The 20,164-nt window shown below is 67.7% G+C and carries 18 protein-coding genes and 6 tRNA genes; 8 read left to right on the top strand and 16 right to left on the bottom strand.

Features of this window, described 5'->3' with window-relative positions; translation table 11 throughout:
• Positions 1–107 precede the first annotated feature (107 nt).
• On the top strand, positions 108–875 hold the full coding sequence (locus E0497_RS03445; protein WP_137723377.1) for an IclR family transcriptional regulator: 768 nt from the start codon (positions 108–110) through the stop codon (positions 873–875).
• A gap of 66 nt (positions 876–941) precedes the next feature.
• On the opposite strand, the gene E0497_RS03440 is transcribed toward E0497_RS03445, so the two are convergent.
• Together E0497_RS03440 and E0497_RS03430 are read right to left on the bottom strand one after the other, a co-directional pair.
• A complete protein-coding gene (locus E0497_RS03440) occupies positions 942–2,102 on the bottom strand; it encodes a 3-ketosteroid-9-alpha-monooxygenase, oxygenase component (protein ID WP_137723376.1) in 1,161 nt (386 codons plus the stop codon).
• A gap of 455 nt (positions 2,103–2,557) precedes the next feature.
• Complete coding sequence (locus tag E0497_RS03430) at positions 2,558–3,313, bottom strand: SDR family NAD(P)-dependent oxidoreductase (protein ID WP_137723374.1); 756 nt, start codon at positions 3,311–3,313, stop codon at positions 2,558–2,560.
• 164 nt (positions 3,314–3,477) lie between these two features.
• Here E0497_RS03430 and E0497_RS03425 point away from each other — a divergent pair, with 164 nt between their 5' ends.
• Positions 3,478–4,059: a TetR/AcrR family transcriptional regulator gene (locus E0497_RS03425; RefSeq protein ID WP_137723373.1), complete on the top strand. Its 582-nt coding sequence runs from the start codon at positions 3,478–3,480 to the stop codon at positions 4,057–4,059.
• 153 nt (positions 4,060–4,212) lie between these two features.
• On the opposite strand, the gene E0497_RS03420 is transcribed toward E0497_RS03425, so the two are convergent.
• Genes E0497_RS03420 through E0497_RS03410 form a run of 3 tightly spaced genes read right to left on the bottom strand, consistent with a single transcriptional unit; the run spans position 4,213 to position 6,696 of the window.
• Positions 4,213–4,758 (bottom strand): VOC family protein, encoded by a 546-nt coding sequence (locus tag E0497_RS03420; RefSeq protein WP_137723372.1) that lies wholly within the window; start codon positions 4,756–4,758, stop codon positions 4,213–4,215.
• Between the two features lie 6 nt (positions 4,759–4,764).
• Positions 4,765–5,646, bottom strand: a complete 882-nt coding sequence (locus E0497_RS03415) for an oxidoreductase (protein ID WP_137723371.1) — start codon at positions 5,644–5,646, stop codon at positions 4,765–4,767.
• A 57-nt stretch (positions 5,647–5,703) separates the two neighbouring features.
• The gene (locus E0497_RS03410) at positions 5,704–6,696 is read right to left on the bottom strand and encodes an alpha/beta hydrolase (RefSeq protein WP_137723370.1); all 993 of its coding nucleotides are present in this window, start codon (positions 6,694–6,696) and stop codon (positions 5,704–5,706) included.
• A 243-nt stretch (positions 6,697–6,939) separates the two neighbouring features.
• Between E0497_RS03410 and E0497_RS03405 the strand changes: the two genes are divergently transcribed.
• Together E0497_RS03405 and E0497_RS03400 are read left to right on the top strand one after the other, a co-directional pair.
• Positions 6,940–7,845: an RluA family pseudouridine synthase gene (locus tag E0497_RS03405; RefSeq protein ID WP_137723369.1), complete on the top strand. Its 906-nt coding sequence runs from the start codon at positions 6,940–6,942 to the stop codon at positions 7,843–7,845.
• Positions 7,846–7,919: 74 nt separating this feature from the next.
• Positions 7,920–8,696 (top strand): SDR family NAD(P)-dependent oxidoreductase, encoded by a 777-nt coding sequence (locus tag E0497_RS03400; protein WP_137723368.1) that lies wholly within the window; start codon positions 7,920–7,922, stop codon positions 8,694–8,696.
• A gap of 13 nt (positions 8,697–8,709) precedes the next feature.
• Here E0497_RS03400 and E0497_RS03395 read toward each other — a convergent pair whose 3' ends face one another.
• The 11 genes from E0497_RS03395 to E0497_RS03345 form a co-directional block, all read right to left on the bottom strand.
• Positions 8,710–9,282, bottom strand: coding sequence for a TetR/AcrR family transcriptional regulator (locus E0497_RS03395; protein ID WP_137723367.1), 573 nt, complete (start codon positions 9,280–9,282; stop codon positions 8,710–8,712).
• Between the two features lie 11 nt (positions 9,283–9,293).
• Positions 9,294–10,916 carry an FAD-binding protein gene (locus E0497_RS03390; protein ID WP_137723366.1) on the bottom strand — a complete coding sequence of 541 codons (1,623 nt, stop codon included), beginning with the start codon at positions 10,914–10,916 and terminating at the stop codon, positions 9,294–9,296.
• A 54-nt stretch (positions 10,917–10,970) separates the two neighbouring features.
• Positions 10,971–12,146 carry a 3-hydroxy-9,10-secoandrosta-1,3,5(10)-triene-9,17-dione monooxygenase oxygenase subunit gene (gene hsaA, locus E0497_RS03385; RefSeq protein ID WP_137723365.1) on the bottom strand — a complete coding sequence of 392 codons (1,176 nt, stop codon included), beginning with the start codon at positions 12,144–12,146 and terminating at the stop codon, positions 10,971–10,973.
• 262 nt (positions 12,147–12,408) lie between these two features.
• Positions 12,409–12,485: transfer RNA gene (locus E0497_RS03380), tRNA-Phe, on the bottom strand.
• Positions 12,486–12,536: 51 nt separating this feature from the next.
• Positions 12,537–12,610, bottom strand: a tRNA-Asp gene (locus tag E0497_RS03375).
• Positions 12,611–12,682: 72 nt separating this feature from the next.
• Positions 12,683–12,759 (bottom strand) — tRNA-Phe (locus E0497_RS03370).
• A 55-nt stretch (positions 12,760–12,814) separates the two neighbouring features.
• Positions 12,815–12,888 (bottom strand) — tRNA-Asp (locus E0497_RS03365).
• 47 nt (positions 12,889–12,935) lie between these two features.
• Positions 12,936–13,008: transfer RNA gene (locus E0497_RS03360), tRNA-Glu, on the bottom strand.
• Positions 13,009–13,114: 106 nt separating this feature from the next.
• Positions 13,115–13,804 carry a TetR/AcrR family transcriptional regulator gene (locus tag E0497_RS03355; RefSeq protein WP_137723364.1) on the bottom strand — a complete coding sequence of 230 codons (690 nt, stop codon included), beginning with the start codon at positions 13,802–13,804 and terminating at the stop codon, positions 13,115–13,117.
• A gap of 228 nt (positions 13,805–14,032) precedes the next feature.
• A tRNA-Lys gene (locus tag E0497_RS03350) sits at positions 14,033–14,108 on the bottom strand.
• A 106-nt stretch (positions 14,109–14,214) separates the two neighbouring features.
• A complete protein-coding gene (locus tag E0497_RS03345; RefSeq protein ID WP_241665683.1) occupies positions 14,215–14,823 on the bottom strand; it encodes a hypothetical protein in 609 nt (202 codons plus the stop codon).
• Positions 14,824–15,203: 380 nt separating this feature from the next.
• Between E0497_RS03345 and E0497_RS03340 the strand changes: the two genes are divergently transcribed.
• From E0497_RS03340 to phoU, 4 genes are all read left to right on the top strand, one after another.
• Positions 15,204–16,157: an acyl-ACP desaturase gene (locus E0497_RS03340; protein WP_137723363.1), complete on the top strand. Its 954-nt coding sequence runs from the start codon at positions 15,204–15,206 to the stop codon at positions 16,155–16,157.
• 96 nt (positions 16,158–16,253) lie between these two features.
• Entirely contained in the window at positions 16,254–17,408 is a 1,155-nt protein-coding gene (dusB, locus tag E0497_RS03335; RefSeq protein ID WP_137723362.1) for a tRNA dihydrouridine synthase DusB, read from the top strand.
• Positions 17,409–17,702: 294 nt separating this feature from the next.
• On the top strand, positions 17,703–19,391 hold the full coding sequence (locus tag E0497_RS03330; RefSeq protein WP_421958301.1) for an LCP family protein: 1,689 nt from the start codon (positions 17,703–17,705) through the stop codon (positions 19,389–19,391).
• Between the two features lie 81 nt (positions 19,392–19,472).
• A complete protein-coding gene (phoU, locus tag E0497_RS03325) occupies positions 19,473–20,162 on the top strand; it encodes a phosphate signaling complex protein PhoU (RefSeq protein ID WP_137723360.1) in 690 nt (229 codons plus the stop codon).
• The last annotated feature ends 2 nt before the right edge of the window (positions 20,163–20,164 follow it).

Here is a 20,164-nt window from a genome sequence, read left to right as displayed (position 1 = left end):
TCGCCGGCCACTGGAGAGATGTGGCTCACACTGCTACATTCTCACCACTTGATTGAACGCTTGCTCAATGAGTGGTGGATGTACACCGTACGGAGGTCCGGAACTGCATGGCGACAGAAGCGCACTCCCCGATCGCGGTCATCGACCGCGTGGCCGTCCTGCTCGACGCGTTCCAGGACGTCGACCGCCTGACTCTGTCCGAGCTGTCTCGGCGCTCAGGTCTCCCCCGGTCGTCGACACATCGGATGCTCGTCCAACTGGTACGGCTCGGATGGGTGCGGCGACACGGGCACGCCTACGAACTGGGCATGAAGATGCTCGAACTCGGCTCGCTCGCCCAGCATCACGACCGGGTCCATCGGGCGGCACTGCCCGTACTCCACGAACTACACAACGCCACCGGTCTCGTCGTCCATCTCGCCGTCCTCGACGGGACGGACGTCCTCTACCTCGAGAAACTCGGCGGACGGTTCACTCTCGCGGTACCGTCGCGCGTCGGCGGCCGGCAACCCGCCCACCGCACCGCGATCGGCAAGGCACTCCTCGCGCACTCCCGGATCGACGCCGCGGCAGTACTTCCGGCACCGGTCGCCGGACCGACACCGCACTCGATCAACGACGCCGCCCGGCTCCGTGTCGAACTCGCCCGGATCCGTGAGCAGAGCATCGCCCAGGACCGGGACGAGACGGCGGTCGGCGTGTCGTGCGTCGCGGCTGCCATCGGCGATGCGCGGCACACGGTCGGGGCGATCTCAGTGTGCGGCCCGACGGCGAGCATCAACAGTTCCGCTCTCGTCGCACCCGTCCGCATGGCGGCACTCGCCACGTGGCGACATCTGTCGGGAACCCGTGAGCGTCACCCGGTTCCTGCCTGAATTTCCTCCGAAAACGGCGGTGCCCCTACCGATCCGGTAGGGGCACCGCCGTCTGCGCACGACCGATCACACGTCGGCGACCGCCTCGGTCGGAGTGACGCCGGCAGCAACGTTCTGCGCCACCTCCGAACGCCAATTCTGCTGGGCGCGAGTGGTGTCGACCTCGAACTCGAAACGTCGGGTCATGTCCTCGGTGACGTCCTCGACGTCGACGTAGAACTGCTGGTACCACCGGCGCAGCTGGTAGACGGGGCCGTCTTCCTCGGTGAGCAGGGGATTCTCGATGCGGCTCTTGTGCTGCCAGATCGCGATGTCCTGCTTGAACTGATGTTCGACACCCTCGGTGAACTGGTCGGCCATGGCCGCGGCATCGGCGTCGGACAGCCCGTCGGTCCGCCTGACGATCGTGCCCCACTGCAGCAGGAACGAGTTGTTCGTGATCGGGTAGTGGCAGTTGATCAGTTTCGTCTCGACCTTCACGTCCCCGGCGACCGTGTAGACGGTGTCGATCATGAAAGACGGTCCGTAGTACGACGCATCCGAAAGGGTCTCGGCCTCAGCCATTCCCAGCTGGACGCCGGTCTGGATGTCGTCACGTCCACCCGACCGCATCACCTGCGTCGCCACGTGACCCTCGAAGATGTTCTTGAAGTAGGTCGGGATCTGGAAGTGCACGTAGAAGAAGTGCGCCATGTCGACGACGTTGTCGACGATCTCCCGGCAGTGCGATCCCTCGACGTAGTAGGTGTTCCAGCTCCAGTCGCTCCACTGCCCGTCGTCGTAGCCGTCGATGTCCGGGATCGTGACGTCCTCCGGCGGCGGGGTGCCCTGCGGGTCGTTCCACACGAACAACAGACCGTTGCGCTCGAGCGTCGCCCAGGCGCGGGTCTTGGCGACCGGCGGCACCCGGCGGGCGTAGGGGATGTCCGTGCACCGCCCCTTCCCGTTCCAGCGCCAGTCGTGGAACGGGCACGCAATGCTGTCGCCCTTGACCTCGCCCATCGCGAGATTGCCGCCCATGTGCCGGCAGTACGCGTCGAGCACGGAAAGCTTCCCCGCGCTGTCCGCGAACACCACCAGATCGGTACCGAAAATCTTTACCTGGTGGGGCTTTCCGTCACGGAAGTCGCCCTGCCGGCCGATGCAATGCCAGCCCCGCGCGAACCTCTCGGGGTTCACCCCCGCCTCGATCTCCCGAACCTCGACGTCCTCGACGATCTCGGTCATGGTGTCTCCTTGCCTGGTAGTGGGCGCCGCCGCGGTGCACGGCGACGCGAGTGTTCCCGGAACGGCGACGCGTTCCACTCGGTCACGTATATGCGCGGACCTCGCATGTCGACCCGGATATTGGAACGGTCCTGGGCGACTCCACGATTCGCCCCTCGGTGACAGCGGCATCGATACTCGCGTCGAGCGCCCCGCACGACCGCAGAAGGTCGACAGGAACCCCCGCTGCGGTCCGGCGTCGGAACTCCGCACACGCGGTCGTCGCCTCGTCGAGCCACTGGGTACTGGTGTGCGTCGGACTGTACTTCTCGACGAGTACCCGGTTACCGCACATTCCGCATTCGACAGGTTGCACTGCACATCCCCTCTGCTGTCGTCGGTCCTTCGAGCGTAGAGAGACGCTCACCGACTCCGGAACATGATTTCCGTTGAACGGTAACGATTTCCGTCCACAGTCACCGAAGGTGCGCCTGACCGCCGTCTACCGGCAATGCATGCCCGGTGATGTACCGGGCGGCAGGACTGCACAGGAACACCACGGCCGGCCCGATGTCCGTCTCCGGGTCCCCCAGCCGGCCGAGCGGCACACCCCGCAGATACTCGTCGTGGGCCTGTGGATCGAGTTCCGCCCACTCGTCCATCGCGGGCGACGATGCCAGCGGCAGGATCGCGTTGACGCGGATCCCGTCCCCGCCCCACTCGCACGCCGCGGTCCGCGTGAGCACACGCACCGCCTCCTTCGCCGCCGCGTAGAGGCCCGACCCGGACGGGTCCGACCGCATCCCGGCCGCGGAACCCATGTTCACGATCGATCCGCGCCCCGACAGGTGCGGGTGGCAGGCGCGCATGAGACGCCAGGCCGCGAGCGGACCCGAGTCCATTCCGTCGCGATAGGCGCTCTCGTCGGCGTCGAGAAGCCTGCCGTGGGCCGGAATCTGGGCATTGTTGACGAGAATGGAGAGGCCGCCGTAGGTCTCGACGACCGCCGACACCGTCTCGTCGATCTGCCGTGCGTCGGTCACGTCGCAGCGTAGGGCGACGGCGTTACCGCCACGGCGGTCGATCTCGCGGGCGGTTTCGGCCACCGTGGACAGCGTCCGACCGACGACCGCGACCCGCGCCCCCTCCGCCGCCAGCGCCAGCGCGATTCCGCGTCCGATACCCCGCCCGGCGCCGGTGACCAGCGCCACGTCCCCGTCGAGCACTCCCATACCGATACCCCACTCTCCTCGCCCGATGCGGATCATTGTGATCCACGACACGATATTGAGCAAGCGATCAATCAATATAGAATCGGGCAAACCTCACGACCGGTCTCCGTGCTCGGTACCATGAGGCGCCCACGCATCCGGCTCCGATACAGGGAGACACCCACATGGACCCGCAGGAACGACGGCGGCAGATACTCGAGCGTTCCGGGGAGATCTTCGCGGCCAAGGGCATCCCCTCGACGACGGTCCGCGAGATCGCCGAGGCGTGCGGGGTCTACTCCGGCACGCTCTACCACTACTTTCCGTCCAAGGACGCGATCGTCACCGAGATCATCCGCGTCTACGTAGCGGAACTGCACGAGCGGTGCTCCGAGGTCGTCGACCGCCGTCTGCCCCCGATCGAGCGGCTCGAGGCCCTCGTGCTGGTCGCGATCGACACGGCCGAACACCATCCGCACGCGACGGCGATCTGGCAGGTCGAGACCGACTACATGCGCACCATCATGGATCAGGCCAGCCTCGCCGAGAAGGGCGACTTCGCGGCGGCCCTGTGGCTACAGTGCATCACCGAGGCGCGGGACACCGGACAACTACGCGCAGACGTCGACCCCGCAACCTTCTACCAGCTCATGCGCGACGCGGTCTGGATGACGAACCGCTGGTTCACCGCCACGCCGAGTAAAACGAATACCGACTTCGCCCGCGAGATCACCTCGATCTTCGTCGACGGACTACGGCTGCGCTGACCGCACCCTCCTCCCCCTCCTCCTCGCGTTTTGCGCACTTGTCGCGCCGAAAACGGCCCCGCCGGGCGCGACAAGTGCGCAAAACGCGCGACCGGACAGGGGTGAGCGGACGGGGCGAGTGGACGGGGTGCGGGTGTGGGTGCGGTCGGGGTCTCAGCCGCGCAGTCGGGCGCGCGCGGAATGCACCCGCTCCCACAGGTGCCGGTCGGTGCGCGGGCCGCCGTGGGTGCCGGCACCGTAGCGGGCGATCTCGGCAGCGATGTCGAGGGGGCGCGTCGGCGGGCGGGCGGGGACGAGTTCGTCGATCGCGAGCGCGTCGGGGACCAGCCAGCACACCTCGAACTCGATGCCGTCCGGGTCGGCCGCGTACAGCGCCTTGGTGGAGCAGTGGTTGCTCGCCCCGGTGAGCGCACCGGCCGCGACGAGGCGGTCCCGCATCGCGGCGAGCGCGCCGAGGGTGTCGACCTCCCACGCCAGGTGGTACAGCCCGACGTTGCCGGGCGTCACCCGGCTCGCCGGGTCCGGGCTCTGGAACAGGCCCAGGTCGTGGTCGTTCGCCGAGTCGGGGGCCTGCAGGAACGCCGCACCCGGGAATCCGCCGGGCAGCACCGTGAACCCGAGCACGTCCCGATAGAACGTGACACTGTGCTGCAGGTCGGACACGAACAGGACGGCGTGGTTGAGTCGCTCGATCGCCACCGCGGATCAGCCTCCGAAGTCGTAGGTGATGCCGGTCAGACGTTCCGACAACGACCACAATTCTCGCGCAACGGATTCGTCGTGCGAACGCCGGTTCGACGACGCCCGCGTCGGATACCCGCGCGTGCCGAACATCGACCCTGGGCCGTAGTAGCTGCCGCCGGCGGCGTCGGGGACCGTGGCCGCGTACAGCATCGGCAGTGCGCCCATCTCCGCGGGCTGCGCGACGAACGGGCCGGCCAGTTCCATGATCCGACTCGAGATCGACTCGGTGTGCGACTGCAGGTTGGTCGACGCGTACCCGGGATGCGACGCGAGGGACCGGATCGGCGCCCCGGCCGCCGCCAGTCGGCGCTGCAACTCGTACGCGAACAGCAGGTTCGCGAGCTTCGACTGCCCGTAGGCGCGCCAGCGCCCGTACCGTCGGTGCTGCCAGTTCAGGTCCGCGAGGTCGATACGGCCGATCTGGTGCATCGCACTCGACATCGTCACCACCCGGTCCCGAACCTTGCCGAGCAGCAGTCCGGTGAGCGCGAAATGCCCGAGATGGTTGGTGCCGATCTGCATCTCGAACCCGTCGACGGTGCGACGCAGTGGGACGGCCATGACGCCGGCGTTGTTCACCAGGATGTCGACCGCGTCGACCGAGTCCGCGAACTCGCGGATCGACGCCAGGTCCGCGAGGTCGAGGCGGCGGACCTCGGCACGTTCCCCCAGTCGTGCCGCGACGTCGTTCCCCTTGCCGACGTCGCGGCACGCCAGGATCACGTGTGCTCCCGCACCCACGAGCGCCTTCGCGGCCTCCGCACCGAGACCGCTGTTCGCGCCGGTCACGACGAACGTGCGGCCCTGCTGATCGACGATGTCCCCTGCCGTCCATGTGGTCATGGCGACCAGGCTACGGAAATCCGGTGTCGCAGTGGGTCGATCGTCACGGAAGAGTCGTCACCATGCGTTCAGGGCGTCGAGGATCTGCGGTCGCGCCTGCCACAATTCCCCGGACCAGTACGGCCACGAGTGGATTCCGGTGCCGTTGAACCGGAACGTGACGGGCAGATCGAGTGCCGCGGCGCGGATCTGGAAGGCCCGCGACGTGACCATCGACAGGAACTCGAGACCCATCCCCATCGCGGTGTTCCAGTAGCCGACGACATCGCCCGGGTGGTCGTACACGCCGGGAATACCGTTGCCGGACGACACGTACAGCGACATGCCCCGCAGCTGCGGCGCCGACACGAACGGGTCGTTGCGCTGCCACGCCGGATCCCACGGGAAGCCCCACATGGAGTCGGCGTTGTAGCGGCCGGCGTCGAGCATCGCGACACGGATGGCGGTCCGCATCCCGGGTGCGGTGGTGTGTAGGTAACCGGAGAGCGATCCGGCGAACCGGAACTGGTCACGGTGGTACGCGGCGAGTGTCATGGCGGCGGTGCCGCCCATCGAGATCCCTACGACGCCGGTGTTCGTCCGGTCGACGCCGTACCGCGCCAGGTAGTCGGGCAACTCCCGGGTCAGGAACGTCTCCCACTTGTAGGTGAAGGGCTGCGCATTGAAATTGCTGGGGTTGTACCAATCGGAATAGAAACTCGATTCACCACCGACCGGCATCACCAGCGTGACGTTGTCGACCGCGAATTGCTGCATCGCATTCGTCTCGAAACTCCACGCATTACGGTCGTTGCGGGCCCGCATTCCGTCGAGCAGATAGAGCGACGCACTGCCGCCCCGCGACGCCCACTGGACTTGCACCTTGATGTCCCCCATGGTCGACGGCACCCACAGTTCCTGGTAACCGCCGTGCGGCACGGCACGCGTTCCCGGCGTGTCCGCGGCTGCCATCGGCGCCGCGACCAGCATGATCAGTGCCGCGAGCACTGTCGTCAGGACCCGTGTCACCGACCCCCTGCGATTCCCCCGCCTTCCTCGTACGACATCCATCGGTTCTTCTTCCCGTTCTGCTTCCCACCGAACGCGGCGGCGACGCTTCGGACATATCGATCACCGATGTCATCCCCTCCCCCACGCCGATCGTTAGCCGACAAAAGGTGTGTCGAATGTCTCGAGAATTTCGATCATGAGAGTTCTCTGAGGAATTTCCGGATTTCACAATTGTCGTGCTACTCCGACAGCAGGGCCCGGACCAGCGACTTCCGGACACACGACGCCCGGTACCGTCGAATCGTGCCCGCCGCCCCGCTGCCCGTCCGTGACGGACTCAACCCGACCAGGCTGCGCCTCCCGAACGCGGGCACGTGGCCCACCGCACTCGCCTACCTCCTCGACCGTTTCCCGGCGGACACCGCCCGCCTGCGCGAGAAGGTCGACGGCGGTGAGGTCGTCGACGAGCGCAGTATCCCGATCGACACCGCGTCGCCGTTCCGGCCGAACAGTTTCCTGTACCTGTACCGCGACCCGCCGATCGAGAAGCGGGTGCCGTTCGAGATCGACATCCTGCACCGCGACGAGAACCTTCTCGTGGTCGACAAGCCGCACTTCCTCGCGAGCACCCCGCGCGGCGCGTACGTCGTCGAATCCGCGCTGGTGCGGTTGCGCCGCGACCTCGACCTGCCCGACCTGGTCCCGGCACACCGGTTGGACCGCGTCACCGCCGGCGTCCTGGTCTTCACCGTCCGCCCGGCGGCCCGCCGGCCCTACCAGTCGCTGTTCGATGCACGCCGGGTGACCAAGATGTACGAGGCCCTCGCCCCGGTCGACCCGACACTGTCCCTCCCCCGCACCGTGCGCAGCCGTATCGTCAAGGAACGCGGCGTCCTCCAGTCGCTCGAGGTGCCCGGAGAACCCAACGCGGAGAGCCGGATCGAGCTGATCGAGGCGGCAGACGGTATCGGCCGCTACCGTCTGTCCCCGCGCACCGGCAAGACACACCAGTTGCGTCTGCACATGAGTTCGCTGGGCATCCCGATCCTCGGTGACAACTTCTATCCCGACTTCTACGACGTGGCCCCCGACGACTATTCGACGCCGCTGCAACTGTTGGCCCGCAGCATCGGGTTCGACGACCCGTTCACCGGCGAGCAGCGGCGGTTCGAGAGCCGTCGACGCCTGACGATTCCTCCCGCTGGGTGAGCCGAACCCACCCCGAATCAACCAAGCAACTGCTAGGTTTCGACGAGATCGTCCACCGCACACGGGAGTCCGCTATGAGCACCTCGCCGCAGAGTCCGTCGCCGTCCACCGCCCTCGTCACCGGTGGGACCGGCGGCATCGGTGCCGCCGTCGTCCGGGCGCTCGCCGCCCGCGGGCACAACGTGGTGCTGACCTACCGGTCGAACACCGAGGCGGCCGCGAAACTCGTTGCCGAGATCGAAGAATCCGGTGTGCGTGGCGCCGCGCACGCGGTGGATCTGTGCGACAGAGAGGCGGTCGCCGACGTCGTCGGATCGACGGTCCGGGACTTCGGGGACCTGTCGATCCTCGTGCACGCCGCCGGCCCGCACATTCCGATGGTGCACCTGTCCCGTGTCGAACCGTCCACGTACGCACGTCATCTCAACGACGAGGCGACCACGTTCTTCACCGTCGTGCATGCGTGTCTGCCCGCGCTGCGGGACGCGGCCGGGTCGGTCGTCGCCGTCACCACCGCGGCCACCGACCGTTTCCCTGTCCGGGACGGACTGTCCGCCGGCACCAAGGGCGCAGTGGAGGCGCTGGTGCGCGGGTTCGCCGCCGAAGAAGGCCGGTTCGGGGTGCGATTCAACGCGGTGGGACCGGGGATGCTCACCGACGGCATGGCCGAACGTCTGATCGGCTCCCGCGAACTCGACCAGCGCGCCCTGGACGTCACGATGAGCCGAATCCCGTTGCAGCGGTTCGGTACCGCCGTCGACATCGCGGAGGCCGTGTGCTTCCTGACCAGCGAGCAGGCGGGCTTCGTCACCGGCCAGAAACTGAACGTCGACGGCGGCTACACGGTCTGACGGCGCCCACCGGTCACGGCAGCATCCGTCGCGCGGACGCCTCGAGCCGATCCGCGATGTGCAGGTACGAGCCGTAGCCCATTCCCGCACGCAACAGCGCCCCCGCGTACAGCATCTCGAGCCCCTCGAGCAGATCCTGGTCGTCCTCCCCGTCCGACTCCAGTGCCGCGAGCAGGCGCTTGCGGATCTCGATGCCGATCCGCATCCGCAGATGCTCGACGTCGGGGTCGCGTCCGAGCAGCGCAGTCGTGACCGCGGCCGCGAGTTCCGGCTCGTCCGACACCAGCAACGCGACACTACGCAGCACGGTCACCACGCGGGTCGTGCGACTCTCCGCAGTGTCCGGCTCGTCCGGCATCGCCGACAGTCGTCGCCAGAACACCTCGGCGACGAGGTGTTCCTTCGACGAGAAGTAGGTGTAGGCCGTCGCCGGGGCCACCCCGGCCTGCGCCGCGACCAAACGAACGGTCAGCCCGGCGAACCCCTTGTCGCGGAGCACCTCGACGGCGCAGTGGGTGAGCCGGGCGACCGTCTCGGCTTGCTTGGTCGTCAGACGGCGGCGTGTGGATTCGTAATTGCCAGACACATGTCCGGAGGCTACGCGACGTCGTCAGTACCCGCGACGACGGCCCCTGCCCTGCGTCCCGAGTAGACGCAGTCCGCGATCGACAGGCCGCTGACGTAGGACTCCGAGCAGATACCCACGGCGTTCCGTCCGGCCGCGTACAGGCCGGGCACGGCAGCACCGTCCGCGGCGGTCACCGCGCCGGTCCACTCGTCGACGGTGAGACCGCCGAGGGTGAGCACCGGGCACGGGAATCCGGCCTGGATCTTGATGGAGCAGTCGATCGCATAGAACGGGCCGTCGACGAGCGGCGTGACGTGCGCGGGATCCTTGCCCATCGCGTCGGGTCGGCCGTCGCGCCGGTCGGTGTCGTACTGCGCGAGGGTGCGGGCGAGACCGGCCGGGTCGATACCGGTGCGGCGGGCGAGCTGCTCGGCGGTCGCACCCTTCTTGTGGCCGACACTGAACAGATAGGTGGTCTGCAGTCGCTGGAACCACAGCGTCTGCTCGGGCACCTGCCGCTTGGCGTCGGCGAGCATCCGCGAGTCGATGATCAGGTACGCCGACACGTCGGCCTGGTCGGCGATGTGCTCGCCGATCTTGGCTCCGTACAGGGTTTCGTTGCAGATGCGTTCGCCGGCCTTGTTGACGAGCACACCCTCGGTCATCACGATCGGCGGGTTGAAGAACCGCCACGCGGACACCCGGTCCATCCGGTCGGTACCGCCACCTGCGGACTGCCCCAACCGGATCCCGCTGCCGTCGTCGCCGATCGTGCCGAGTCCGGTGCCGTTCAGGTAGCGCGGTGCGTGCTCGGCGAGCATGGCCCGGTCGAACACGAATCCACCGGCGGCCAGGACCACACCCTTGCGTGCACGGTACCGGCGCACCACCGCATGCCCGCCCTCGATCCGGCGGATCGGGCCGTCCATGAGCTTGCCGATCGGGCGGTAGTAGAGGTTCATCTTGCGGTTCGCCGACCCCAGTACCCGGTGCAGGCGGCGCAGCACCGCAGCCCGCGGATCCACCTCCCGGCACTCGATTCCGATCACGGTGCCGGCGTCGTCGGTGATCAGCGATGTCACGGTGGTCTGCCGGCGCACGTCGATCCGCCGTTTCGCGGCCGCCTTCGCGAGCGCCGAGAAGAACACCTTGCCCGACGTTCCGCGGCCCTTGGTGCGGTGTCCGCGTGGCGCCGGCTTCGCCGCCTCCTTGTACGGCGGGGCGAGTTCGTTGCCGGAGTAGTACAGGTAGTAGTCGTTCGTGGGATACGACGTCTTCCGCGGCGCCATGCTGCCCTCGAACGGCACTCCGAGCGATTCGAGCCACTGCAGGTTCTCGACGCTGCGCGCGCAGAAGTCCTCGAGCACCTCGTCGGAGACCACGCCGTTCGCCTCGAGTTTCAGGTACTCGAGCATCGCGGCCGGGGTGTCGTAGTCGATCCCCGCTTCCTTCTGCTGCGTCGTCCCGCCACCCGCGTAGACGATGCCGCCGCTGATCGCGGTGGCACCGCCGCCGTCGAAACGTTCGACGACGAGCACGTCGGCGCCCCGGTCCGCAGCCTCGATCGCGGCACTCGCCCCGGCCGCACCGAATCCGACGACCACCACATCGGCCTCGCCGTCCCAGTGATCGATCTCGTTGTGCGACTTCATGTCCTCGTCTCCTTGCCGCTCATCTGCAGGGTCGAATACTTGCCGGTGGACGCGTCACACCCACGCGTCGCGAATGTCGTGGCCGAGTTCGCTGCGGCCGGACAGGGTGAGCGCCTGGTGCGGATCATTGATCACGTGAGCACGTCCGGCGTGCGCGTCCCGCCAGAACCGTTGCAGCGGGGCGCTGCTCCGCAGTGCTGCACCCCCGGCGAAGTCGAACAGCCGATCGATCGCGGCCACCGCCGACCCGGATGCACCGACCTGGTCGCGCCGGGTCTTGATCCGCAACGACAGTGGAATCCGCTCCTGCGCCCGCGCCGACTCCAGCAGCGCGTCGAGATTGCCCCGCAGCTGGGTCCACGCGATCTCGATGTCGCGCGCAGACTCCGCGAGTGCCGCATGCATGAACGGATCGTCGGGAACCCGGAGCGTGTTCGACGACTCCCGTCGCGCCGTCTGCTGCTCGACGAAAGCCGTGTACGCCCCGTCCGCCATCCCGACGATCGGCGTCGCGATCGCCGTGGAGAACACCGCCGAGAACGGAAGCCGATACAGTGCAGACGGATTGACGTCCTGCCCGGGGCAACGGCACTGGACCGTCGCGGCGAAACTCAGCGTGCGGTACTCGGGCACGAACGCGTCCTCGACCACGACATCGTTGCTGCCGGTGCCCCTCAGGCCGACGGTGTCCCACACATCGTCGACGCGGTAGTCCCGGGCCGGGATCAGGAACGTGCGGAAGTCGATCGGATCGCCGGCGTCATCGACGACGAATCCACCGACGAGCACCCAACCGGCATGCGCGATGCCCGACGAATAACTCCACCGACCCGAGAAGAAGTAGCCGCCGTCGGAAGCGACGGCCCGCCCCATCGGCGCGTACGCGGACGACAACAGGGTGTCCGGGTCCTCGCCCCACACGTCCTGCTGCGCACGTCCGTCGAACAGCGCGAGATGCCACGGGTGTACGCCGAGGACCGACGACACCCATCCCGTGGACCCACACGCGCTCGCCACCCGGCGCACCACCGCGAAGAAGTCGACGGGATCGGCCTCGAGTCCCCCGTACCGGTGTGGCTGCAGCACGGTGAACAGGCCGGTCCCGGTGAGATCCCGCATCACCTCGGTCGACACCTGCCGCTCGTCCTCGGTCGCGCGCGCCCGGGTCCGCAACTCCGGCAGCAACGCCTCGACGGCGTCGTACACATCCGATATCCGACGGTTCCGCATCGAAGCCCCCATCCCAGCCAGGAGCAGTTTCCGCGGCCGCACGATCATGACTGATCCGAGACTAGAACAGGGTACAGATTTTGTCGATGACAACAGTGCTCGAACACACATCCACCCATGCTGAACTGCGAATTCACTCGCGCAGGTCGACTGACACGAAGGTGGAATCTGTTCCACTTCCATCGAGTGTTCACCACGGATGCAGAAACGAGAAAACCTCCCCTCGAAAAATCGAGGAGAGGCTGTGAAGCGGCCGAGGCCGTGGTGGCCAGGGCCGGGATCGAACCGGCGACCTTCCGCTTTTCAGGCGGACGCTCGTACCAACTGAGCTACCTGGCCGGGAACACCCGAACCGAATGTTGTCGCATCGCATCGTCTCCGATACGTGAGCGACCCTGACGGGACTCGAACCCGCGACCTCCGCCGTGACAGGGCGGCGCGCTAACCAACTGCGCCACAGGGCCATGCTGCAAAGCATGAAACTGGGTATTGCGTGTGAAACTGTACTGCTTTCACGGAAGTGGAAACACTTCCCGTGGTGGCCAGGGCCGGGATCGAACCGGCGACCTTCCGCTTTTCAGGCGGACGCTCGTACCAACTGAGCTACCTGGCCGGGCGGCACCCGAACCGAATGCCTATCGCACCACACCGTTTCCGGTGCAGCATTGCGACCCTGACGGGACTCGAACCCGCGACCTCCGCCGTGACAGGGCGGCGCGCTAACCAACTGCGCCACAGGGCCATACTGTACTGCTATTCAACTGTGCGTTCACTTCTGCGAGAGAAGCGTACCCCCTACGGGATTCGAACCCGCGCTACCGCCTTGAAAGGGCGGCGTCCTAGGCCGCTAGACGAAGGGGGCCCGCTGGATTGCTCCAGCCAGTACCCTCAACGGCGTTCCGTTGGGAGCGTGGATAGCTTAGGGCACCGCTTTCGGAAACCACAAATCAGCTGTTCAGAACCCGTATTCACCCCGCGTCTCCACCACTGTCGGACTCCACCGTGTCGGAGTCGGCGGCCGGCGACTCCACCGGCCAGCCGTCCCGCCGCCACCCGGTCAGCCACTCGTCGGTCGCGACGCCCGCGAGGATCACGTCGAGCGACTCCTCGAACCGGGCCCGCAGGTCGATCTGCCGGGCGGTGAGATCCGACATGTACCGCTGGCCGGCCAGGCTCGCCGCCAGCACCCGGGTCACCTTGTCGGCGTCGACGCCGTCGCGCACCAACCCGTCCTGCACGGCCCGCTGGATCAGGTCGCGCGCCGACGCTCCCCAGACCCGCGCGCCCCCGTTCTGCACGTCGGGGTAGAACTCGGGTTCGATGATGAGCCGGAACTCGGCCTGCACGATCGGGTCGGACAGGAACATCCACGCAACCTCGTCGACGAGCCCGTGCAGGGTCTGGAACGCGTCGAGGTCGGTGCGATCCGTCCACCGATCCGTGACCGCCCTGAATTTCTCGAGCGCCGCGGCGAGCACCGCCCGCCCGAGTTCCTCCTTCGATTCGAAGTGGAAATACATTGCGCCCTTGGTGGCGTGCGACCCCTCGAGGATCGCATTCACCGACGCTGCCGCATATCCGTGCTTGCCGAACTCCACCGCAGCCGCTTCCACGATCGCGGCGCGGGTCCGCCGCGCACGTTCCTGTTGACGTGCCATTGCGCTGATCGCCTCCGAAAGCCGTGATGCTCGCCGATGGTTTCGGCCAGCTCCCCGCTCGACAACCAGACTAGTCCGCTTGTCCGGCCACCTGAAACGTCTCCGCGGGAGGTTGCTGCGCACCGCTCTCGACCGTTCGTGCAGCAACCACCCGTGTCGGGCGTGGCACGAAGTTGGCACGCCCCGGAAATGCGAAACCCCTCACCCGGCGAAATGCCAGGTGAGGGGTGGTGCCCCCAGTAGGGCTCGAACCTACGACCTGCGGATTAAAAGTCCGTAGCTCTACCAACTGAGCTATAGGGGCGTGCGGCGAGCAGTCTAGTGGGATCGACTCGCTCACGGAAACCGCGGCCCCGACAAGCGTGTTGGCGGACGGACTTTCGGCGTGTGCCGGGCCGACGGGGACCCGGTCAGAGCTCCGGGGCCGGCGACTCCCCCGACGACTCGGGTTCCCGCTGGTGCAGGTCGCTGCGCAGCCGCGTCACTTCCTCCCCGCGTTTGCGGTAGCGCCACTGGAGGACGAGCGCGCCCACGAACAGGGCGGCACCGATGATCGCGCCCCACAGGGATGCGCCCCGGAACCCGGGTGCGGACACGTCGAGGACGCGTTCACCGGCGTGCGCCGCGCTGCTGCCGCCGAGCACCACGGTCAGGGTCAGCAGATTCGGGATCGCGACGACCACACCGAGGATCACGCTCGACAGGACCCAGATCCTGGCGTGGGCCCGGCGGCGCGACCGCCACGCAAGGTAGAAGAAGAGCAGCGGCACCGCGGTACACAGCACCCCGTACAACAGCCCCCACGTGATTCCCCGGCCGAAGCTTCCGTCCGCGAGCGAGGCGACCCGCTGGGACCACCAGCGTGGCAGGAACGCGGCGAGCACGAAGTAGGCGATCACGAGGGCCGCGAGAACGACAGCACCCCAGATCGCTTTCTTCGCCCAGGCCGGCAGGCCAGCTTTCCCGACGGCGGCAGCGGCGGTGCCGATGCCACCGGATGGCGTCGAAGTGTCGTTCACGCTCGTCCTCCCGTCGTGAATGTGCCGCCGTCACCGAGCGCGACCCTGGCCAGATTGTGTGCGCACCGGACCCGGTGCCGCAACACCTGCCGACGGAGTGCGGCGAACCTGCGAAAACCGCACCCGAGAAGGTCACCGACATGTAACGTCCGTCACGCGCGATGCGGTGTACGTCACGACGGCGGGAACCGTCGAGCAGGGGAAACGGGACTTTCGGCAGCGGCGTACGGGCTTCGGACCCCACCTCGACGGACAAACCTACGCTACCGTAGGTTTGCGACCCGCCCCGACGACCACGCCGACGGCGCACACCAGCGAAGGACAGCCACAGAAGACGCCAACGTCTTTTCGCGTCAACGACTTTCATGGAGGCAGAACTGATGTCGAGGGATCTCACCCAGCTCGAGTTGCTGCAGGAACTGCAGCCCGTCGCGGAAGAGAACGTCAACCGGCATCTCTCGATGGCCAAGGCGTGGCATCCGCACGACTACGTGCCGTGGGACGAGGGCCGCAACTTCGCCGCGATGGGCGGCGACGACTGGGATCCCGAACAGTCCCGCCTCGGCGAGGTCGCGAAGGCCGCGATGATCACCAACCTCCTCACCGAGGACAACCTGCCGTCCTACCATCGCGAGATCGCGGAAAACTTCTCGCAGGACGGCGCGTGGGGCACGTGGGTCGGACGGTGGACGGCCGAGGAGAACCGGCACGGCATCGTGATGCGCGACTACCTCGTCGTCACCCGTGGCGTCGACCCGGTCGAACTCGAGAACGCCCGCATGATCCACATGACGAACGGCTACAACTCCCCCGCCGGGGACAACGTCGGCCTGCTGCACTCGGTGTCGTACGTGACGTTCCAGGAACTCGCGACCCGGGTGTCGCACCGGAACACCGGCAAGGCCTGCCAGGATCCGATCGCCGACCGGATGCTGCAGCGCATCGCCGCCGACGAGAACCTGCACATGATCTTCTACCGGAACATCTGCGGCGCGGCGATGGACATCGCCCCCGACCAGACGCTCCGGGCCGTGACCGACATCATCAAGAACTTCGAGATGCCCGGCGCCGGCATGCCGAACTTCCGACGCAACGGCGTCCTCATGGCCAAGCACGGCATCTACGACCTGCGCCAGCACCTCGAGGAGGTCGTGCAGCCGGTCCTGCGGAAGTGGAATGTGTTCGACCGCACCGACTTCACCGCTCGCGGCGAGGACACCCGCGAGGAACTCGCCACGTTCCTCGAGAGCCTCGAACAGCAGGCCGTCAAGTTCGAGGAGATGCGCGACCGCTCCCTCGCCCGCGACGCCGCCCGCGCCGAGAAGGCGTCCTGACAGGTTCCCACCTGGCCCGTTGCGGCTATCCTGTGCCCGGTACCGGATTCGGTACCGGGCACAATTTTTCTCCCAAAGCAGTCACCCCGAGGTCACATGTCTTCTTCCCGATCGCCCCTCCGCATCGGTTCGCTCGAGCTGGGCAGCCCCGTCGTGCTCGCCCCCATGGCCGGCATCACGAACGTCGCCTTCCGGACGCTGTGCCGGGAACTCGAACTCGAACGCGCCGGCAGCACCGCCGGCCTGTACGTGTGCGAGATGGTGACGGCCCGCGCCCTCGTCGAACGCCATCCGGTGACGATGCACATGACCACGTTCGGTCCCACCGAGACGCCACGGTCGCTGCAGCTGTACACGGTCGATCCGGAGATCACCTACGCCGCGGCGAAGATGATCGTCGACGAGAACCTCGCCGACCACATCGACATGAACTTCGGCTGCCCCGTCCCCAAGGTCACCCGCAAGGGCGGCGGCTCCGCCCTGCCCTACAAGCGCCGACTGTTCGGGCAGATCGTCGCGGCCGCGGTGAAGGCCACCGAGGGCACCGACATCCCGGTCACCGTCAAGATGCGCATCGGCATCGACGCCGAGCACCACACCCACCTCGACGCCGGACGCATCGCCGCCGCCGAGGGTGCCGCCGCCGTCGCACTGCACGGCCGCACCGCCGCGCAGCGCTATTCCGGTCAGGCCGACTGGTCGGAGATCGCCCGACTCAAGGAACACGTCACCGACGTCCCGGTCCTCGGCAACGGCGACATCTTCGCCGCCGAGGACGCCGAGAAGATGATGACCGAGACCGGCTGCGACGGCGTCGTCGTCGGACGCGGCTGCCTCGGTCGGCCGTGGCTGTTCGCGGAACTCAGCGCGGCCCTCAACGGCGCCGAGATGCCCACGCCGCCGAATCTCGGCGAGGTCACCCGGATCATGCGCCGGCACGGCGGACTGCTCGCCGACCACCACGGCGAAGACCGTGGCATGCGGGAAATGCGCAAGCACATCGCGTGGTACCTGCGCGGATTCCCCGCCGGCTCCGATCTGCGCAACGGACTCGCCCGGGTGTCGTCGCTCGCCGAACTCGAGGATCTGCTGGGCCAGCTCGACCCGACGGTGCCGTTCCCGAAGGACGCCGAGGGCCCGCGGGGCCGGCAGGGCTCCCCGGGCACGGTGGCCCTGCCGGACGGGTGGCTCGACGACCCCGAGGACACGCTGGTGCCGGCCGGCGCCGACATCATGCACTCCGGCGGATAGACCAGGCGGTCTGCTCCAGGCCACTGTTCAACTCGCAAACGATCAGTATCATGGCGGCGTCGCCGAGCGACGGTACTTGTTCGCAGGCGGAGAGGTCAGGGCACGCAGGTGGGTGACGAACGCAATCCCGGTCACGACACACCGGAAGGCCGTGCCCCCTGGGAGCGTCACCTGGCCGACCGCCACGGAGACGATCAGGCGGCTCGCCACGGAGACGACCAGGCGGCTCGCCGCCGTGGCCGCAGGGGGATCGACGACCCCGACTCCGAGGAACAACTCTCCGTCGCCGACCTGATGGCAAAGATGGGGCGGCCCACTCCCCCCGCCGACTCCGACCCCGACACCGAGGTCATTCCCGCGGTCCCCGCCCCACCGCCACCGCCCGAACCTGCCCCGAGCGAACCCTCGTGGGTCACCGACACCGTCACCACCGCCGCGCCCCGTGCCGTCGGCACCCCCAACCAGACCCGTCTCGCCGCGAGCCGCGACCGCAAACGCCGCCGACTGCTGGTGGCGGGACGTTCCGCCGTCGCGTTCGTCGCGGTGCTGACGTTGCTCGCGACCGGCGTCATCTGGGGCTACCTACAGTCCACCGAGGGCCGGTTCGCGCAGATCTCGGCGCTCGACGTCGACTCGTCCGACATCGTCGACCCCGGCGGGCAGACCGGTGACGAGACCTACCTGATCGTCGGCACCGACACCCGGGCGGGCGCGGCCGGTCAGGTCGGCGCCGGCACCGTCGAGGACGCCGAGGGCGCCCGCTCGGACACCGTCATGCTCGTGCACGTCCCCGCCGACCGCAGCCGTGTCGTCGCGGTGTCCTTCCCCCGCGACCTCGACGTGGAACGCCCCGTCTGCGAGGGCTGGGACAACGACACCGGCACGTACACCGGTGAGACGTACCCCGCGGCGGACGGCGACAAACTCAACGCCACCTACGCCCTCGGCGGACCGAAGTGCCTGGTCAAGGTGATCCAGAAGCTGTCCGGCGTCAAGATCCGACATTTCGTCGGCATGGATTTCGCGGGCTTCGAGAACATGGTCGACGAGGTCGGCGGCGTGCAGGTGTGCGTTCCCCAGCCCCTCGTCGACGGCGAACTGGGCACCGTGCTGCCGAACACCGGCAACCAGACGCTCGACGGCCGCAAGGCTCTCGACTACGTCCGGGCCCGGCACGTCGACGCCGAAGGCAACGGCGACTACGGCCGGATCAAGCGTCAGCAACTGTTCCTGTCCGCGCTGCTGCGGGAGGCCATGTCGAGCAAGGTGCTGTTCGATCCGGGCAAGCTCAACGGCTTCATCAACGCGTTCACCCGCGCGACGTTCGTCGAGAACATCGACACCAAGTCGCTGCTCACTCTCGGGCAGTCGCTGCGCAACGTCGACGCCGGCGCGGTCACCTTCATCACCGTCCCGACCGCCGGCACCAACGACTGGGGCAACGAGATCCCCCGCCTCGGCGACATCAAGGACATCTTCCAGGCGATCATCGACGACGAGCCGCTGCCCGGCGAGAAGCGGGACGCCGAGAAGAAGGACACCACCGCGCCGGCCCCGGCACCCGAGCCGACGCAGCTGGCCGTCGCCCCGAACGAGGTGAGCCTCCAGGTGTCGAACGGCTCCGGGGTGTCCGGATTGGCCGCGACCACCGCCGACCGGTTCGCCGCGTACGGGTTCCAGATCTACAGCGTCGGCAACTACACGGGTTCGAGCACCCAGACCGTCGTGCGGTTCTCACCGGGCACCGAGGCCGAGGCCGCGACGGTGGCGTCGTCGATTCCCGGTGCGGTGCTCGAACAGACGAGTGGGCTCGGCGCGATCGTCGAGGTCGTGCTGGGCACCGCGTTCGATCGCACCCTGACCCCGCCCGCGGAGGCCGGGGAGACCGTCGACGCGCCGCCCACCCGGATCGCCGAGCCGGAGGAGGTCGAACTGCCCGCCGACCTCGCCGTGACCAACGCGACCGACAACCCCTGCACCTAGGACCGGATTCCCCCGCGCATTCATCGGGCGTTCACCCGACCGTGGTGACTACGTCTCCGACACGCCGTAGGCTGTGGCCTCATGCGCGTCGCATACAACGAACAGATGACCGAACTCGCCGACACCCTGGGCGAGATGGCGGGCTTGGCCGGAGCGGCCATGGAGAAGGCAACCCAGGCGCTCCTGCAGGCGGATCTCGGCCTCGCCGAGGAGGTCATCGGTGAGCACGAGAAGATCACCGAACTGAGCGTGATCGCCGAGGAGCGGGCCTTCGCGCTCCTCGCCCTGCAGGCCCCGGTGGCCGGCGACCTGCGGTCGGTGGTGAGCGGCATCCAGATCGTCGCCGACATCGATCGCATGGGTGCGCTCGCGCTGCACGTCGCCAAGATCACCCGTCGACGGCACCCCAACCACGTCCTCCCCGAGGAGGTCAACGGCTACTTCGCGGAGATGGGCCGCATCGCCGTCGCCCTCGGCGCGGGCGCCAAGGAGGTCCTCGAGACCCGCGATCCCGAACGTGCCGCGAAGATGCACGAAGAGGACGACGCGATGGACGACCTCCATCGCCACCTGTTCAGTGTGCTCATGGACCGGGAATGGAAGCACGGCGTCGCCGCCGCCGTCGACGTCACCCTCCTGGGCCGCTTCTACGAGCGATTCGCCGACCACACCGTCGAGGTCGCCCGCCGGGTGATCTTCCTCGTCACCGGCAAGATGCCCGTCGAACCCGGCAAGGACTTCGAGGACATCACCTCGTACCCCGAACTCTGACC

The organism is Prescottella subtropica (assembly GCF_005434945.1).
GTDB lineage: Bacteria > Actinomycetota > Actinomycetes > Mycobacteriales > Mycobacteriaceae > Prescottella > Prescottella subtropica.
The sequence above is the reverse complement of the archived record's forward strand: the minus strand, read 5'-3'. Positions and strand labels throughout refer to the sequence as shown.

Coding starts and splice junctions, on each gene's coding strand:
- E0497_RS03410 (WP_137723370.1), bottom strand. CDS start 6,696: ATGGATGTCGTACGAGGAAGGCGGGGGAATCGCAGGGGGTCGGTGACA.
- E0497_RS03415 (WP_137723371.1), bottom strand. CDS start 5,646: ATGACCACATGGACGGCAGGGGACATCGTCGATCAGCAGGGCCGCACG.
- E0497_RS03330 (WP_421958301.1), top strand. CDS start 17,703: ATGGCAAAGATGGGGCGGCCCACTCCCCCCGCCGACTCCGACCCCGAC.
- E0497_RS03430 (WP_137723374.1), bottom strand. CDS start 3,313: ATGGGAGTGCTCGACGGGGACGTGGCGCTGGTCACCGGCGCCGGGCGG.
- E0497_RS03400 (WP_137723368.1), top strand. CDS start 7,920: ATGAGCACCTCGCCGCAGAGTCCGTCGCCGTCCACCGCCCTCGTCACC.
- hsaA (WP_137723365.1), bottom strand. CDS start 12,146: ATGCGGAACCGTCGGATATCGGATGTGTACGACGCCGTCGAGGCGTTG.
- E0497_RS03340 (WP_137723363.1), top strand. CDS start 15,204: ATGTCGAGGGATCTCACCCAGCTCGAGTTGCTGCAGGAACTGCAGCCC.
- dusB (WP_137723362.1), top strand. CDS start 16,254: ATGTCTTCTTCCCGATCGCCCCTCCGCATCGGTTCGCTCGAGCTGGGC.
- E0497_RS03440 (WP_137723376.1), bottom strand. CDS start 2,102: ATGACCGAGATCGTCGAGGACGTCGAGGTTCGGGAGATCGAGGCGGGG.
- phoU (WP_137723360.1), top strand. CDS start 19,473: ATGCGCGTCGCATACAACGAACAGATGACCGAACTCGCCGACACCCTG.
- E0497_RS03425 (WP_137723373.1), top strand. CDS start 3,478: ATGGACCCGCAGGAACGACGGCGGCAGATACTCGAGCGTTCCGGGGAG.
- E0497_RS03355 (WP_137723364.1), bottom strand. CDS start 13,804: ATGGCACGTCAACAGGAACGTGCGCGGCGGACCCGCGCCGCGATCGTG.
- E0497_RS03445 (WP_137723377.1), top strand. CDS start 108: ATGGCGACAGAAGCGCACTCCCCGATCGCGGTCATCGACCGCGTGGCC.
- E0497_RS03390 (WP_137723366.1), bottom strand. CDS start 10,916: ATGAAGTCGCACAACGAGATCGATCACTGGGACGGCGAGGCCGATGTG.